16 protein-coding genes and 1 pseudogene are annotated in these 16,117 nt (G+C 65.5%); 2 read left to right on the forward strand and 15 right to left on the reverse strand.

From position 1 onward, the window contains the following. Positions 1–2: 2 nt before the first annotated feature. The 6 genes from C725_RS10325 to C725_RS10350 all read right to left on the reverse strand — a co-directional run bounded on the left by C725_RS10325 (position 3) and on the right by C725_RS10350 (position 6,039). Positions 3–1,475 carry a M48 family metalloprotease gene (locus C725_RS10325; protein ID WP_008602663.1) on the reverse strand — a complete coding sequence of 491 codons (1,473 nt, stop codon included), beginning with the start codon at positions 1,473–1,475 and terminating at the stop codon, positions 3–5. Positions 1,476–1,561: 86 nt separating this feature from the next. Next, positions 1,562–2,158 carry an ABC-type transport auxiliary lipoprotein family protein gene (locus tag C725_RS10330; RefSeq protein ID WP_008602664.1) on the reverse strand — a complete coding sequence of 199 codons (597 nt, stop codon included), beginning with the start codon at positions 2,156–2,158 and terminating at the stop codon, positions 1,562–1,564. Next, positions 2,155–3,105 carry an MlaD family protein gene (locus tag C725_RS10335; protein ID WP_008602665.1) on the reverse strand — a complete coding sequence of 317 codons (951 nt, stop codon included), beginning with the start codon at positions 3,103–3,105 and terminating at the stop codon, positions 2,155–2,157. Before C725_RS10335 ends, C725_RS10330 begins: the two co-directional genes overlap by 4 nt. A 3-nt stretch (positions 3,106–3,108) precedes the next feature. Next, the gene (locus C725_RS10340) at positions 3,109–3,945 is read right to left on the reverse strand and encodes an ABC transporter ATP-binding protein (RefSeq protein WP_008602666.1); all 837 of its coding nucleotides are present in this window, start codon (positions 3,943–3,945) and stop codon (positions 3,109–3,111) included. Beyond that, on the reverse strand, positions 3,945–5,072 hold the full coding sequence (locus C725_RS10345) for an ABC transporter permease (protein ID WP_008602667.1): 1,128 nt from the start codon (positions 5,070–5,072) through the stop codon (positions 3,945–3,947). Before C725_RS10345 ends, C725_RS10340 begins: the two co-directional genes overlap by 1 nt. A 46-nt stretch (positions 5,073–5,118) precedes the next feature. After that, a complete protein-coding gene (locus tag C725_RS10350) occupies positions 5,119–6,039 on the reverse strand; it encodes an SMP-30/gluconolactonase/LRE family protein (RefSeq protein WP_008602668.1) in 921 nt (306 codons plus the stop codon). Between the two features lie 157 nt (positions 6,040–6,196). Here C725_RS10350 and C725_RS10355 point away from each other — a divergent pair, with 157 nt between their 5' ends. Further along, the gene (locus C725_RS10355; RefSeq protein ID WP_008602669.1) at positions 6,197–7,687 is read left to right on the forward strand and encodes a DNA recombination protein RmuC; all 1,491 of its coding nucleotides are present in this window, start codon (positions 6,197–6,199) and stop codon (positions 7,685–7,687) included. Positions 7,688–8,146: 459 nt separating this feature from the next. Here C725_RS10355 and C725_RS10360 read toward each other — a convergent pair whose 3' ends face one another. The 9 genes and pseudogenes from C725_RS10360 to C725_RS10400 all read right to left on the reverse strand — a co-directional run bounded on the left by C725_RS10360 (position 8,147) and on the right by C725_RS10400 (position 14,129). Continuing rightward, entirely contained in the window at positions 8,147–8,371 is a 225-nt protein-coding gene (locus C725_RS10360) for a DUF5818 domain-containing protein (protein WP_051051342.1), read from the reverse strand. Continuing rightward, a complete protein-coding gene (locus C725_RS10365; RefSeq protein WP_008602671.1) occupies positions 8,368–8,934 on the reverse strand; it encodes a cupin domain-containing protein in 567 nt (188 codons plus the stop codon). The genes C725_RS10360 and C725_RS10365 overlap by 4 nt, the downstream gene beginning before the upstream one ends. 4 nt (positions 8,935–8,938) lie before the next feature. Further along, positions 8,939–9,739, reverse strand: coding sequence for a TrmH family RNA methyltransferase (locus tag C725_RS10370; protein WP_008602672.1), 801 nt, complete (start codon positions 9,737–9,739; stop codon positions 8,939–8,941). Between the two features lie 14 nt (positions 9,740–9,753). Beyond that, complete coding sequence (locus C725_RS10375) at positions 9,754–10,029, reverse strand: HPr family phosphocarrier protein (protein WP_038282929.1); 276 nt, start codon at positions 10,027–10,029, stop codon at positions 9,754–9,756. After that, on the reverse strand, positions 10,026–10,439 hold the full coding sequence (locus tag C725_RS10380; RefSeq protein WP_008602674.1) for a PTS sugar transporter subunit IIA: 414 nt from the start codon (positions 10,437–10,439) through the stop codon (positions 10,026–10,028). The genes C725_RS10375 and C725_RS10380 overlap by 4 nt, the downstream gene beginning before the upstream one ends. 3 nt (positions 10,440–10,442) lie before the next feature. Further along, positions 10,443–11,438, reverse strand: coding sequence for an RNase adapter RapZ (gene rapZ, locus C725_RS10385; RefSeq protein ID WP_008602675.1), 996 nt, complete (start codon positions 11,436–11,438; stop codon positions 10,443–10,445). 6 nt (positions 11,439–11,444) lie between these two features. Beyond that, positions 11,445–11,867, reverse strand: coding sequence for an HPr kinase/phosphorylase (locus tag C725_RS10390; protein ID WP_008602676.1), 423 nt, complete (start codon positions 11,865–11,867; stop codon positions 11,445–11,447). Then, positions 11,864–13,363, reverse strand: a pseudogene (locus tag C725_RS16845) (ATP-binding protein); the annotation flags it as partial. The gene C725_RS10390 and the pseudogene C725_RS16845, both read right to left, overlap by 4 nt. A 31-nt stretch (positions 13,364–13,394) precedes the next feature. Continuing rightward, positions 13,395–14,129 carry a response regulator transcription factor gene (locus C725_RS10400; RefSeq protein WP_038282873.1) on the reverse strand — a complete coding sequence of 245 codons (735 nt, stop codon included), beginning with the start codon at positions 14,127–14,129 and terminating at the stop codon, positions 13,395–13,397. 272 nt (positions 14,130–14,401) lie between these two features. Between C725_RS10400 and C725_RS10405 the strand changes: the two genes are divergently transcribed. Next, a complete protein-coding gene (locus C725_RS10405) occupies positions 14,402–15,994 on the forward strand; it encodes a phosphoenolpyruvate carboxykinase (protein ID WP_038282875.1) in 1,593 nt (530 codons plus the stop codon). The last annotated feature ends 123 nt before the right edge of the window (positions 15,995–16,117 follow it).

Genomic DNA, 16,117 nt, shown 5'->3' on the forward strand with positions numbered 1-16,117 from the left:
TGCTACTGCTCTACAACGATTTTGACCTGTTCGCCGGCTTGCAACCCGTCGTTCGCGGAAAGCCCGTTGAGGACGCGGAAGCGCTCCTCGCGATAATCGTCGAAGGCCATGCGGCGGGCCAGTGACGACACTGTGTCGCCCGACGTCACCGTCACCACGTCGATGACGCGCGGATTGAGGGCGGCAGCCTCCGCGCTCGACAGCTTTTCGAAGCTCCCGACCGTCGATTGGATGATCCTGCTGTCGTCGACGTTCGCCGGAGAGACGAACGCGAAATAATAGGATTTCGACGAGTCATACTGGATCGCGACGACCGTTACGTCGGTTTGCCCGCTCTGCGTCGCGACCCGGGCCTGCTGCGTTGCCGTCGCCATGCCATTGACGCTGCCGGTCTCGACCTGCGTGACCTGAGCATTCTGTGCCGCCTGGCCGAGAATGCCGCTTAGCGCCTGCTGTGCGAGGGCAGAGGGGCTCCCCGCGCTGCCGCCGGAAAACTGAATTTGCACCGGCGTGTCACCGTTGGTGGCCGTCACCGCAGCGGCGCCGTTGTTCAGGTAGAAGCCGTCCGGCACCGTAAAGGCGAGCCGAAGCGTCGGGTGCGCAAAACGGTGGCCATCGACATAACCCTGCTCCGGCGCGTCGCCGTAGATGATGCCGTCGATCGCCGACAGGAAGGCGGCGGCTTCCTCCCGACCCTGACCCGGCTGCATGCCCGTCTCTTTCGCCTTGGCCGTGGCCCGCGCGACGCGGTCGGCCGAAAGAGGGTGGGTGCGGGCCCATGCCGGAATCTGCGACGCTTCATCCTGACCGCGAATGCGCGCCTCCAGCGCCGCTTGCTGGCCGAGCGCGTCGAGAACATCGGCGGATTCATAGGGATTGTATCCCGCACTCGTCATATAGCGGATACCGAGATCGTCGGCCTGATATTCCTGATCTCGCGAATAGCTGAGCGTCCAGACCTGTCCGATCTGTCCAGCGAGCTGCGCGATCTGGCCCGACCCGGTCAGGACGCCCGCAAGCACGCCGAGGAGGCCGGAGCCGAGGGCGGCGTTCTGGCGGCGCTGACTGTGGCTCGCTGCCACATGTCCGACCTCATGCCCCAGAACGGACGCCAGCTGCGCCTCATTGTCCATCAGCGCCAGCAGTCCGCGCGTCACATATGTGTAGCAGCCCGGAATGGCGAAGGCATTGACGACGCTGGAGTTCAACAGCGTGACGGTGCAGTTGCTCCCATCGGTAGACAGTCCGGACTCGATCGCGACCTGTCGTCCAACCCGGCGCACCATGTCCGTGCCGGGGCCGTCGTACGAGCCGCCGAACTCTGCGAGAATCTGCGGGTGGGCCTGAGCGCCGGATTGCCTGTCGGATGCGCTGACGGCGCGCGGATTCTCCGGGTCGAACGGTGCCATGCAGCCCGCGACCGTCAGGGACGCAGCAGTGCACAGGGCAAGGGTTTTCATCGCGTTGAGCGGCATTATCGTCTCCCATTTGCGGCCGCTCGACCGCGGCCCCCTTTTGGAGATTATAACCGGCCTCGCCCCGCTGAGGTTCCTCGAAGCCGTTAGAGGCCCTGAGCGGCCCATGCCGCCGCCGAGGCGGCCACCTCGTTCGCTGCTTCGCCGAGAGCGGCGGCGACGGCCGGTCCCGTTTCCTGCGTCGCCGGGCGCCTTGCCTCGAAATGCCGGCTGCCGACGAAACCGCCGCGCGACGAGGTCAGCACGGCGTCATAGGCAACCACCACTTCGGAGCCGCCGCTGACGTCGAGGCCAAATTCCGTGAGCGTTCCGGAAAGGCGCGCCGAGGGGACGACGTCGGGCGTTCGTTCGTCGACGGCAGGCCGGTTGGTCACCGCCGCGAACTGCGCAGCAAGCACACGTTGGAACAGGCGGTTCGGCTGCTCGATCCAGGCGGCGCTACCCAGATACTTGATTTCGTTGGTCGCTGTCGTGACGGGAACGCGCAGGGTCTGCAGCTTGCCAGGGACGGAGGGCATGGCAATCAGCACAGGGTCGCCGCGGGTTGCGGCGGGCGGCGGTGCCGTGGAGGCAATCGTCAGAAGGCTGGCCGGCGGCTCGGCATTGCCGCCGATCTGCACCAGCGGTCCGCAGGCGGTGCTCAGCAACGCAGCGCCGAGGATCAGGGGGGCACCCAGCTTCATTCGCTTTCTCCGGGCTCGTATGTGGGCAGCGTTCGTCCGCCGATCAGCGCTCCGGCAGGATCCTCGTCCAGCTTGGACGCAATGGCGCCGAGAGAGGAGGATGCCCGCCGCAAGTCCCGCAGCAGCAAATTCACTTCCGGCAGGGTTTGCTGGTTCACCCTGTCGACAGTATCGCCGGAGCGCGCAGCGACCTGCTCGATCTGCGTCAACGCCGCGTCGGTGCGGACCAGGGTCTGGCGCAATTGCGCGAGCGTCGGGCGCCCCTCCTCATCGATCAGGGCGGCGGAACTGTCCGCGAGGCGGGAAATACTGCCTGTCGCCTCCTGCAGATTGGCGAGGATCTGCCGCGCCTCTGTCACGCTGGCGGAAATATCCTCATCGCGCGCGGCGAGAGCGCCGGTCACCCTTTGCGTATTTTCGAGAATTCCGGCGATCGATTCCATGTTCCGGTCGTCAAGGAACAGCGTCAGGCGCTCCGTCAGTTCGGTCACCTGATCGAGAAGCTGCGGCGCTGCGTTCAGGAGGGAATCGATGGTGCCCGGTGCCGTCGGGATCACCGGCACGCCGAAGGGGCCGTCCTCAGAAATGGGCGGCGCGCCCTTCATGGCGCCGTCGAGGGAAACGATGGCGACGCCGGTAAAGCCGACGGACGACAGGGTCGCGCGTGTCCCCTGCAGGATCGGTGTGTTCTGCTGCACGCGGATGCGCACGCGTACGAATTCGGGAGAATCGGGCAGGATCGCGATTTCCCGCACGCTGCCAACCGGAACACCGGAATAATTGACGGCGCTGCCCCGTGCCAGGCCGGAGACGCTTTCGAAGAAAACGTCATAATCCTTCTCGTTGCCGGTATCGAAGCGCGCGATCCAGAGAATGAAGCCGAACAGCGCGACGAACAGGAGCAGCGCCACGGCGCCGACGAGAACATGGTTGGATTTCGTTTCCATTCGCTATGCCATCTGCTGGTTCGCGTCCGCGCCCGCAAGAGCCGCACGCCCTCGGGGGCCATGAAAATATTCCTGAATCCAGGGGTGATCGATCTCGAGCAGCTCCTTTATCGGCGCGGCGGCGAGAACCTTCTTGTCGGCCAGCACCGCCACCCGGTCGCAGATCGCATAGAGCGTGTCGAGATCGTGCGTGATCAGAAACACTGTCAGGCCCAGCGATTCCTTCAGGTCCAGGATCAGATTGTCGAACGCCGCGGCGCCGACCGGGTCGAGGCCCGCCGTGGGTTCGTCGAGAAAGAGCAGGCGCGGGTCGAGTGCGAGGGCGCGGGCGAGGGCGGCGCGCTTGCGCATACCGCCTGACAGTTCGCTCGGATATTTCGGTGCCGCCTCCGGACCGAGGCCGGTCAGCCCCAGCTTGTAGGCCGCGATCTCGTCCATCAGATCCTGCTGCATGTGGAAGAATTCACGCAGTGGCACCTGCACGTTTTCCGCAACGGTCAGCGTGGAAAACAGCGCGCCATTCTGGAACAGCACGCCGAATTGCCGGCGCACCTCCAGCTCCTCGCCCTCCGCAAGGCCTGTCACCGGCTTTCCGAAAATGCTGATCTCGCCGCTGGCGAAATGCTGCAGGCTGAGGATCGAGCGCATCAGTACGGTCTTGCCTGTGCCCGAACCGCCGACGACGCCGATAATCTCGCCGCGCTTTACCGTCAGGTCGAGATCCTCGTGGACCGTCTGGTCCCCGAAGCGGTTCACGAGATTTTTCACCTCGATCACGGCCTCGCCCTTGCGGCCGTTGATGGCGACAGGCCTGGCGGACTGGTCGTTGCCATCCGTCATCAGAGCCATCCCAGCATCGAGAAGAACACGGCGAAGAAGGCATCGAGCACGATGACGAGGAAAATCGCCTGCACGACGGCGGCCGTCGTGCGCCGCCCCACCTCCTCGGCATTCCCCTCGACCTGCAAGCCCTGGAAGCAACCTGCGACGGCGATGATGAGGCCAAAGACCGGCGCCTTTATCAGACCCACCCAAACATCGGTGATCGGGACCACCTCCTGCAGCCGGCTGATGAAGGTGGCCGGCGGAATGCCGAGTTGCAGCCAACTGACGAGCGTGCCGCCGCCGATCGCCATGATCGATCCGTAAAAGGCGAGCAGCGGCATGGCGAGGACGGCCGCGAGAAGGCGCGGCAGCACCAGCACTTCGATGGGCGGCATGCCGATCGTCCGCATGGCGTCGATCTCCTCCGCCAGCTTCATCGATCCGAGCTGTGCGGCAAAGGCGCTGCCCGACCGGCCGGCAACCATGATCGCCGTCATCAGCACGCCGAGCTCCCGAAAGGTGATGCGGCCGACGAGATTGATGACGAACACCTCCGCGCCGAACTGGCGCAGCTGGACCGCGCCCTGCTGCGCGATAACAATCCCGACGAGGAAGCTCATCAGGCCGATAATGCCCAGCGCCTCCACGCCGACGGTTTCCGCCTGGCGGAAGATGGCTGCGCCGCGCAGGCGGCGGGGATGCAGAACCGTTCGGCCGAGCGCCATCATCGTCACGCCCAGAAAGGCCAGGAATGCGCCAAGCTGCAGCGTCCCCTCGACGATATGGCCGCCAAAGCGTTCGAGGAGACCGAGCGGCCCGCCCCGCTTTTCCGGACGCATGCGCGTATCGAGCTTCGCATCGCCGATCTGCTGGATCAGCTGCTCCATATCGTCAGACGCGCCAACGATCTCGGTCTCTTTTCCCGCTTCCTGGCGCACGCTGCGCAGGCGATAGAGCACCCAGGCGCCGACCGTGTCGATGCGGTCCGCGTCCGATATGTCGACTTGAAGGGGGCCGTCCCGCGCTTCGAGGTCGCGAAATTTCGGCGAGAACTGATCCGCGAACCGGACGGTCAGGCGGCCGCTGACCGTGATCAGCGCCCCTTTCCCGTTCTCCGTTTCCTGCAACTGCACGCCGTCCATGATCGCGGGCTTAGCGTGCTTTCTCCGCCGCCTCTAGGCCGTAAACTCAAGCATAATGCGCAAGTTCGAGGCCCGCGCGCGGCCAGCGGACCTTGGCGATCCGGCCGGTGGCCGACAGGCATATCCACGCATCGCGCATGTCTGCGCCGCCGAAACAGATGTTCGTCGTCAGAAGGTCCGGAAAGTCATAGTGCGTGATGGCGCCCGATGCCGGATCGACCGAGGCAATGCCCGGCGTTTCAAGCAGCGTCGCGACGCACACATGTCCCTCCGCATCGACAGCAAGGGAATCGAGAAGCGTACGCCCGGCCCAGCCGTGCACCACGCGGCCTGGAAAGCCGGCGAGGGCAGGGGCCCCGACCGCCCCTGGGCCTGTTACGTCCATGGCGATGATCTGCCGGTCGTTCGTCAGCGCGGCGTAGACGGTCCTTCCGTCGGGGGAGAGGCCGACGCCGTTCATATTGGGGCCGAAGGCGGCGCGGCGAACGAGGGAGGTGTCCGGCCTGGCGTAATAGAGGCCGCCATGGTCGTGGCCGTAGCTGCGGACCTTGCCCAGATCGGTGAACCAGAATCCGCCGTCCGCATCGAAGACGAGATCGTTCGGTCCGGAGAGCGCATGCCCGTCGATGCTGTCGAACAGGCGTATGACCTCTCCGGTTTCGATGTCGATCCGCTCGAGGCGGCCGGCTTCGTAGTCAGCAGCCGCCATGCCCGGGATGAGCATGCCGTCCTGATCGGTCCAGGCGAAGCCGCCATTGTTGCAGCAATACAGCGCGCCGTCCGGACCAACAGCAAGTCCGTTGGGCCCGCCGCCCGGCTCCGCCACCGTCCTCAGTGAGCCGTCGGGGGCAAGGCGCGTGATCTTGCCCGCCGCGATCTCCACGAAGATCAGCGACCCGTCCTTCATCCAGACGGGGCCTTCCGGAAAGGCAAGCCCCTCCGCCACGATCTCGAAATCCAGTGTCACCGCGACGTCCCCCCGTTCTTTCCTTTTCCGATTCTGCCGCAATGTCCGGAGGGCGGTAACTGTCAATCGCGCTTGGGCTGGACGACCGGTATGCGGCGGCCGCTTTACGGGCGGCTCTGAGCTGCGTAGGTTCCCGTTCCGTTCTCCAGGAGGTTGCATGTCCGCCGAACTCGTTATCGCTGTCTTTGTCGCTCTTGCGCTGGGGGCGGCGCTCGGCTGGCTTCTCTGGGGCCGGGCGGTCGCCGAGCTGAAGAGCGAGCGGGAGTCGATCCGCCGCCGGCATGAGGAGGAAGCGGCGGCCCATGGCGCCACGCGCGATGCCGCGCTGGCGGAGAAGGAACGCCTCGTTTCCGCCACGCGCGACGCGGAGCAGGCGAAGGCGCTTGCGGAAAGCGGGGCGCACGAGCGGGCGCGCGAGGTCGAGGGGCTGCGCGGCGATATCCGACGGCTGAACGAAAAGATCGACGAACTCGACAAGCATCGTCTGGAACTGGTCGACCTGAAGCGCGGACTGACGGAACAGGAACGGGCCTTTGTGAAGCGGGAGGCGGATCTCGACAAGCGTTTCCGCGAACTCGCCGACGCCGCTCTGGGTCAGTCGACGGAAACATTCCTGAAGCGGGCGGAGGAAACGCTGGTGCGGCACCGGGAAGCGGCGGGGCAGGGCCTCGAACGCAACCGCGAAGCGCTCGACAAGCTGATCTCCCCCATGCGCGAGACGCTGACGAAGTACGAGACGCAGCTGAAGGAGATGGAGGAGAAGCGCGCCAACGCCTATGGCGCGATCACCACGGCTATCGCCGACGTGCGCACGGGGCAGGAAAAGGTCAGCGAAGAAGCGCGGCGCATCGTCGGAGCGCTGCGCAACGCGCCCAAGGCCCGGGGCCGCTGGGGCGAGCATCAGCTTCGCCGCGTTCTGGAGATGGCCGGCCTGTCGCCGCACTGCGACTTCGCGGAGGAGGTGCATGTGTCGAACGATGAGGGTACGTTCCGTCCCGACGTCGTCGTGAACCTGCCGCAGGACCGCGTCCTCGTCATCGACGCGAAGGTGTCGCTGAACAGCTATGAGGATGCGCAGCACGCCGAAAGCGATGAGGAACGGCAGGCGCATCTTCTGGCACACGCCAAGGCCATCCGCGCGCATGTCGATACACTGGGCCGCAAGAGTTACACGCGGCAGTTCGACGATACGCTCGATTTCGTCATCATGTTCGTGCCGGGGGAGAATTTTCTCGCCGCCGCACTGGAAACGGACCAGAATCTTTTCAACAGCGCCTTCGACAAGGGCGTGCTTCTGGCCGGGCCGACCAACCTGATCGCCATCGCGCGCACCGTGGCGATGGTCTGGCAGCAGGAAAAGGCGGCGGAGAATGTCCGCGAGATCGCCGCGCTCGGCAAGGAGCTCTACGAACGGCTCGCCACCATGGGCGATCATGTGGCGAGGGTCGGCAAGAACCTGGATCAGGCGACCGGGGCCTATAACAAGATGGTCGGAAGCCTGGAGAGCCAGGTCATGACATCCGCGCGCCGGTTCGAGGACATGCACATCGACCCGCCGAAGAAGAAGATCGACGAGCTGGCCCAGGCCGTCACCGAACCGCGCAGCCTGACCAAGCTTTCGGTCACCGACCGGGAAGCTGCCGAATAGGGGCGCGGTGGTGAGCGAATTCGCGCTCATGCTTGAGTGATAGCAGGCGTCGGATGCTGCCGGGGGTGGGCCCCTGCCTGCGCAGGCGCGACGAGAATGAGTGCGGAGACGACGAGAATGGATAGGATCCTGGTCGCTCAAAGACCCACCGGCGCGGCCGCGTTCTCGCCTGCCCGAGACACCGGTATCGAGCGAACTCGGACCGCTATGGAGACCGATATGCCCGGCCGGTTCACTCGACGTATCGCTTATACCGGAGTTGACGGCTTCGGAGTTTTTGCCGCTATATCTGCAACACCTTGTGGCGATCGAGTTCATCGCAGGATGTGCGATTTCGCCATAGAACTCGTCACCCCTGCGGAGGCAGGGGTCCAACTCGATCAGTGATGCGATCACCGGATTCAGGGCTGCGGGTAACGCCTCCCGCGTCGTTGGGCCGGTGCCGGCCCGGTATACGGCCTAAGCCGGCGCGACGCCGTCGGCATCCACCAGGCCGGGTTCGACTTCCCATCCCGTTACCCGCACCGTCTTCTCGACGAGATCGATGGGGGTGCGGGGCAGGATCAGCCGGACGCGGCTGCCGGAGTCGTTGCGTAACAGTTCGAACTGGGCACCATCCCGCTTGAGGGTGCCCGTGGCGTCGAAGCGTACGGCGTCGGGATTCTTATCGCCGTGCAAGCTCATGCGTCCTTCAGCGCATCGTCGAAGCTGCCGTCGATCAGGACGAAGCAGATGCGGCAGGGCGCGCCGGATCGGTTGGCCCAGCCATGATTGGTGCCGCGCTGGACGACGATGTCGCCGGCACGCACCACCGTCTCTCCAACATCGAGCAGCAGCGTGATCTCGCCCTCCATGACGATGCCGTAATCGACGGTTTCGGTGCGGTGCATGAAGGGATGACGAGAGCCGGGATGATGGCGCGACGCCTCGGCTGCGCCGACATGCGCGAAATGGGCGCGCGCCGCCTCCGGCGTCACCTCGGCTGCGCCGACCTCCTCGGGCGGGAAATCCACGATACGGATGCGTGCGCCGCCGGGCGGGGGTGCGAGGCGAATGCCGTCCTCTGGCGGCTCGCCCGAGGCCGCGTCGATGGGTGCGGGTATGGCCGGCACGTTCCAGAGTTCCGTGAAGGTCGCGCCGCGCGGCCCGCCCATGGTCTCGACACGGGGAGCGAGTCGGTCCTCCTGAATGATCGCGCGCCCGTCCGCATCGTGCCCCGTGACGATTCGCCTGACCGGTCCCGCCATGGCCTCAGCCCCTTCTGCGCTGGTTCAGCACCTCATATACCATGACGGCGCAGCTGACGGCGACATTGAGGCTGTCGGCCTTGCCGCGCATCGGAATCTTCACCAGCCTGTCGCATTCCTGCTCATAGGAAGGCGGCAGTCCGCGCTGTTCATTGCCCATGACGATGAAGGTCGGAGCCGGATACTCGACATCCTGATAATCATGCTCGGTTCTGAGGCTGGTCCCCACCAGCATGCCCGGCCCGGCGCGCAGCCATTCGAAGAAGGCGCTGCCATTTGCCTGCGCGATCGGGATTGTGAACAACGCGCCCATGGATGCGCGCACCGCCTCGACAGAGAAGGGATCGCAGCTCTGGTCGAGAAGGATGACGCCGCCGGCGCCGACGGCATCCGCGGTCCGCAATATGGTGCCGAGATTGCCCGGATCCTTTAGCGATTCGCAGACGATCCAAATATTCGCCGCGCCGCGCTCCAGCCGCGGCAGATCGGTCTCCAGAAGCCGGTACACACCGACCACGCCCTGTGGATTGTCCTTGCCCGTAATCTTCGAAAGAAGCGCAGGCGGCACCAGGAGCGCCTCGCCGCCCGCAGTTTCGGTTTCGGTCATCAGGCGCTGTGTCAGCGCGTGACGCTCTCCGTTCGCGGCGATCACCATTCGCGGAACATGTCCCGCCTCCAGCGCCTCGGTGCAGATACGTAGCCCCTCGGCCAGGAAGAGGCCCTCCGCCTGGCGGTGTTTCTTCTGCGTCAGTGCGCGGACACGCTTGATCGTCTCGTTGGAAAAGCTGGTGATCTCGCGCGGCACGCTTCGTCCCCGCGCTATTCTTCGCCGAACTTCGTCTCGACCAGATCGACGAGAGCCGCGACGGCCGCATCGGCCTCCGGACCGGTGGCCGTGATGGCGATGGTATCGCCGATACCGGCCGCCAGCATCATCAGGCTCATGATCGACGTGCCCGGCGCGGTGACGCCGTCCTTCTCCACTTCGACATCCGCGTCGAAGCCGTCCGCCAGCGTCACAAACTTGGCGCTGGCGCGGGCGTGGAGGCCGCGTTTGTTGCGAATCTCGGCCGTTGCGGCCGTGGCCCCGCTCAGGCCACCGCTCCCAGTATCTTGGAGGCGACGGAGATGTATTTGCGCCCCGCCTCCTGCGCTGCCTCGATCGCGTCTGCCGGGCTCATCTCGCCGCGCACGCTGGCAAGGCGGATCAGCATGGGAAGGTTCATGCCGGCAATGACCTCCACAGCCTCGGAACGATCCGCGCCCATCAGAGAGATGGCGAGGTTCGAGGGCGTGCCGCCGAACATGTCCGTCAGAATGATGACGCCGCGGCCCGAATCGACGGCGCTCACCGCGTTCGCGATGTCCTGCCGCCGGGCCTCCATATCGTCGTCCGCCAGAATGCAGATGGATTCGATCTGCTGCTGCGGCCCGACGACGTGCTCCAGAGCGCTGACGAATTCGCGCGCCAGTCCCCCATGCGTAACCAGTACCAAACCGATCATAAGCTAATGACTCAGTCCTGCCGTAAGTGTTTCGCTGCCCGCCTTGTCCTCTGCGTCGGCTCGCTCGCTCCGCCGCTCGGCACTGTCTGCGCGCTGGGGAAGGTCGCGATGGATCACATTCGGCTGCGCCCCCGCTGCCCGCAAATGATCCGCCAATCGCTCGGTGACGTAGACGGAACGATGGCGGCCACCCGTACACCCGATCGCCACCGTAAGATAGGCCTTTCCTTCGCGAATGTAGGACGGCAGCAAAACGGTCAGCAAATCCGCGATGCGCTCGAACGCCGGTGCGAAGGCGGGATCGCGCGCGATGAAATCGCCGACTGGCACGTCGCGGCCCGTCTGCGGCCGCAGCGCGTCGTCCCAGTGCGGGTTCTGCAGAAACCGCATGTCGAACACCATATCGGCATCCCGCGGTACGCCGCGCGAGAAGCCGAACGACATGAGTGTAAGGGTCAGCCCGCCGCTGCCGCTGCGACCGAACCGGCTGGTCATCGCCGCCTTCAGATCGTGTACGCTGTATCCCGTCGTATCGATCAGCGTGTCCGCCGCGCGGCGGAGGGGTTCGAGGATTTCGCGTTCGCGGGCGATGCCGTCGCTCGCCGGCCGGTCGGGAGCCAGCGGGTGCCGGCGACGCGTTTCGGAAAAGCGGCGAATGAGCTCACCGCCGGTGCAATCGAGGAACAAGAGCCGGGCGTTCAGCCCCCCGTCGCGAAGGGCGGCCAGCTTCGCCACCACCGCCTCGGCATCGAAGCTCATCGTGCGGGTATCGATGCCGACCGCGATCGGACGCGCGCCAAGCGGACGCGAATGTGACGCCGTTTCGAGAAGATGGGTGAGAAGAGACAGCGGCAGATTGTCGACGGTTTCGAAACCGCGATCCTCGAGAGCGCGCAGCGCCGTCGACTTTCCCGCGCCGGAGAGCCCCGTCACGACGAGAAGCCCTGGTAGGCGGGCTTCGCCCTCGGACGATAGGTTGGGGGCAAGCGGCTGCGCCATGGGCCGTCAGTCTATCGCCATAATGTCGCCGTTCAACGCCAGTTCGACGCGGATCGGCGCAGAGACTTGCGCGGCATCCAGCCGCAGGCAGGGCAGGTGGATGCCGCAAATTTCGCACGTGCGCGGGCGGGGGAGACGCGGCCCGCGCTCCCCCAGTTCGACCACCAGCGCAACGGGGGCAGGGGGATGGGCGGCCATGCGCACGATGCCGACGCCGCGAACCTCCAGCAGACCCGCGCTACCCGGGACGGCGCCGGCGATCAGCGTTCCATCGTCTGCCGTTAACAGGGTCTGATCGTCGGCGACCAACTGCGCGCCCCTGTCGATCAGACGCAGCGCCAGGTCCGATTTTCCGCTGCCGCTCGGCCCAAGCAGCAGGACGGCGCGGCCGCCAATGGCGATCGCGGTTGCGTGGCGGCGCTCGGTCATGCCGCGATCGCCGGGAAGACGGCCTCCAGCCGTGCGCCCGTCCCGGCCGTGGCCCGCCCCGCCACGAGCGTGCCGTCATGCGCCTCCACGATGGCGCGCGCGATGGCGAGACCGAGTCCGCTATGCTGTCCGAATCCTTCGGCTTCAGGCCGTTCGGAGTAGAAGCGGCCGAAGATCTTTTCCTCCGCGCCGCTCGGAATGCCGGGTCCGTCATCCTCGACGATCAGCCGTACCCGCTCGCCGGTTCTTGCCACCCGCAGGCGCACCGCCCCGCCCTCCGGCGAGAAACTGAGCGCATTGTCGAGAAGGTTGCCGGCCACCTGGGCGAGGCGGCTGTCGTCACCCATGACGATGGCACCCCCGGATTCCGGCGCTTCCATGAGGATTCGCAGCCCCCGATCCAGGCCGCGCTCTTCGTAAAGCGCAACGAGCGCGTGCGCCATGTCGCCGAGGTCGACGGGCGTGAACATGGCGCGGCTGAGTTCGGCATCAAGACGCGAGGCATGGGAGATATCGCTGATCAGACGGTCGATTCGCGCCACGTCGTCCTTGACGATTGCTAGCAGTTCTCCGCGCAGCGCGGCGTCGGTGACGTTGCCGAGGCCCTCCACGGCGCTGCGCAGCGAGGCGAGAGGGTTCTTGAGTTCGTGCGCGACATCGGCCGCGAAAGCCTCCGTCGCGTCGATCCGCATGCGCAGCGCCGCGGTCATGTCGGACAGGCTGCGGGCGAGTTCGCCGATCTCGTCGCGGCGCTTCTTGAAGCGCGGCACCGTCACCTCGCGCGAGCGGCCAAGGCGCACGCGCTGCGCGGCAAGAGCGAGGCGGCGCAGCGGCCGGACGATGGTGCGGGCAAGGAAGCTGGAAACGAGCATCGAAAGCCCGACGACGCCGAGAAAGATGAAGAAGAGTGTTTGCCGTTCGTCGCGGACCACCTCCGTGATGTCGCGGGCGTTCGTCGACATGGTGAGAACGTCGCCGTTCGGCAGCGGGGAGGCGGCGTAGATCATCGGCGTGCGGTCCGGCGCGCGCCGCAGGCCCGAGGCGGGGCGCCCCGTTCGCAGGGCCGTCTCGGCCTCCGCGAAGGTCTGGCGCCGGTCGGGCGCACCGAGATCAAGATAGGGAATGGGATCCGCACCGCCAGCGCCCTCGATGATGCGGTCGAGCGTGCGTGCAGCGCGGAACTGCCAGGGTTCCGTTTGCGGATCGCGCAGCCGATAGGTCGGCCCCGTCAGGGCCCAGCTGTCGAAAATGCGCTCTCCGCTTCGGTCGTAAATGCGAATGCGCGTGCCGGTCTGGATGCTCGCGGCCGCCATCTGACGTCGCAGGTCGGCCGGACTGTCGTTCTCGATGCTGATCGCCACCAGGAAGGCGCCCGCCTGAAGCTGCGACTGGCGCTGCTCGAGGAGGCGCAGGCGGAACGAGTCGAGATAGAGAATGCCACCCGCCAGCATCAGCACGGCGAAGAGGTTCACGGCAAGGATGCGCGTCGTGAGGGACCAGCCGCGCGACCAGCGGAGCTGACTGTCGTCAGTCCCCGTCCGCGCCCTCGGTAAAGCGGTAGCCGACGCCGTAAAGGGTTTCGATGGCGTCGAATTCCGCGTCGACGGCGCGGAATTTCTTGCGGAGGCGCTTGATGTGGCTGTCGATGGTTCGGTCGTCGATATAGACATCATCCTCATATGCCGCATTCATGAGCTGGTCGCGCGATTTCACGAAGCCGGGCCGGCTCGCCAAGGCCTCCAGCACCATGAATTCGGTGACGGTGATGGCGATGTCCCGGCCGTCCCACAGGACGCGGTGGCGGCCGGGATCGAGAGTCAGCCGTCCGCGCACGATAACGTCCTCGGCCCCGGCCCCATCGTTCGCGTCCGTGGCGGTTCGGTGTGCCGCGCGGCGCAGAATGGCGCGGATTCGCTCGACAAGAAGGCGCTGCGAGAAGGGCTTTCCGATATAATCATCCGCACCCATGCTGAGGCCGAGGGCCTCGTCGATCTCCGTGTCCTTCGACGTCAAGAATATGACGGGAACGGTAGACCTCTCGCGCAGCCGCGTGAGCAGCTCGATCCCGTCCATGCGCGGCATTTTGATATCCAGAATGGCAAGGTCTGGCGGATTGTCGCCCAGTGCCTTCAATGCGGTTAGCGGATCGGCGTAGATGCGCGTGCCGAAGCCTTCATTCTGTAGTGCGATGGAGAGGGTGGTCAGAATATTGCGGTCGTCATCGACGAGGGCGATCGTCGGAGGGGCGTTCTGCTCGCCCATCGTCAGGCCCGCCCCGCCCGCGCTCGGTGCGCGGGAAGGCGAAGGCGAAGGGGCGGCGTCGTCCGGGCTCATGATCTTCGATTAGTTTATACCGATGGCGGCGTCACCCGCTGACTCCAGCGGCGGCAAAAGGACGGCATTCTGCCGCCGACCGGCAGTTTTGACCGGCCGTGCGATTCTCGTGTATGCGGAGGCCAGGCGAAATGGCCGGCAATCCGCCGATTCTAATCGCATTTATCAGATAAAATAGGAGACGGCTAGTGGCTGCCGAAATGATTGTTCCTGCCCACGATCTGAAGGCGCAGGGCATTGATACCACCGCAAAGCTTTACTGGAACCTAATGACGGCTCCGCTGGTGGAAACCGCCGTGTCGCGCGGGGAGGGCAAGCTGTCGAAGGGCGGCGCACTCGTCGTGGAGACCGGAGCGCACACCGGCCGCAGCGCGAAGGACAAGTTCACCGTCAAGGATTCGCTGACGGAGGACACGGTCTGGTTCAATGACGGCAACAAGCCGCTGTCGCCGGAGCATTTCGCGAATTTGAAGGCGGACTTCCTGAAGGCGCTGGGTGAGAAGGAAACGCTGTTCGTCCAGGACCTCTATGGCGGGTCGCAGCCCGAACACCGGGTGAAAGTGCGGGTCATCAACGAGCTGGCCTGGCACAATCTGTTCATCCGGACGCTGCTTTGCCGCCCGGAGCGGAGCGAACTGGCGGACTTCGAGCCCGACTTCACCATCATCGACCTGCCGAGCTTCCGGGCGGACCCGGAGCGGCATGGTTCGCGCTCGGACACCATCGTCGCGGTGAACTTCACGGAAAAGATGATCCTGATCGGCGGCACGCGTTATGCCGGCGAAATGAAGAAATCGGTCTTCGGCCTTCTGAATTTCCGCCTCCCCGAGGCGGGCATCATGCCGATGCACTGCTCTGCCAATATCGGTCCCGACGGCAAGTCCGCGATCTTCTTCGGTCTGTCGGGCACGGGCAAGACCACGCTTTCGGCCGACGCGAGCCGCACCCTGATCGGCGATGACGAGCATGGCTGGTCGGACACGGCAGTCTTCAACTTTGAGGGCGGCTGCTACGCCAAGATGATCCGACTTTCGGAAGAGGCGGAGCCGGAAATCTATGCCACGACAAGGCGCTTCGGCACCGTGCTGGAGAACGTCGTCATGGACGAGACCACGCGTGAACTGGACTTCGACGATGCCAGCCTCGCGGAGAACACGCGCGGCGCCTATCCGATCGACTTCATTCCGAACTCGTCGGAAGAGAATCTCGGCCCCCCGCCGAAGAACGTCATCATGCTGACGGCGGATGCGTTCGGCGTTCTGCCGCCCATCGCGAAGCTGACGCCGGACCAGGCCATGTACCATTTCCTGTCGGGCTATACGGCGAAGGTCGCCGGCACGGAAATCGGCGTGACGGAACCGCAGGCGACCTTCTCGACCTGTTTCGGTGCGCCGTTCATGCCGCGTCATCCGTCGGTCTACGGCAATCTTCTGAAAAAGCGCATCGCCGAGGGCGGGGTGGATTGCTGGCTGGTCAACACGGGCTGGACCGGCGGTCCGCACGGCGTTGGTCACCGCATGCCGATCAAGGCAACGCGCGCGCTCCTCAACGCCGCGCTCGACGGCAGCCTGAACGATGCGGAATTCCGCACCGACCCGAACTTCGGGTTCCAGGTTCCGGTCGAGGTTCCGGGCGTCGATACGCACATTCTCGATCCGCGGGGGACCTGGGACGACAAGGACGCCTATGATCGCAAGGCCCGCGAACTCGTCGGGCGCTTCATCGAGAATTTCGCCCAATTCGAAGAGCATGTCGACGAGAGCGTGAGGGAGGCCGCGCCGAAGGCCGCCTGACGCGGGACGTGAAGACTTGCAGAGCGGCGGCGCGTGGGTATGCGCGCCGCCGTTTTCTTTTTCCGCCAGCTGCGCCAGGCCCCGCCGCCGCCAAGTGGCGTATCATCTCCGCCCTTCTTCGGC

Origin of the sequence: Pacificimonas flava (genome assembly GCF_000342165.1) — a bacterium.
In the GTDB taxonomy this organism is placed as follows: Bacteria; Pseudomonadota; Alphaproteobacteria; order Sphingomonadales; family Sphingomonadaceae; genus Pacificimonas; species Pacificimonas flava.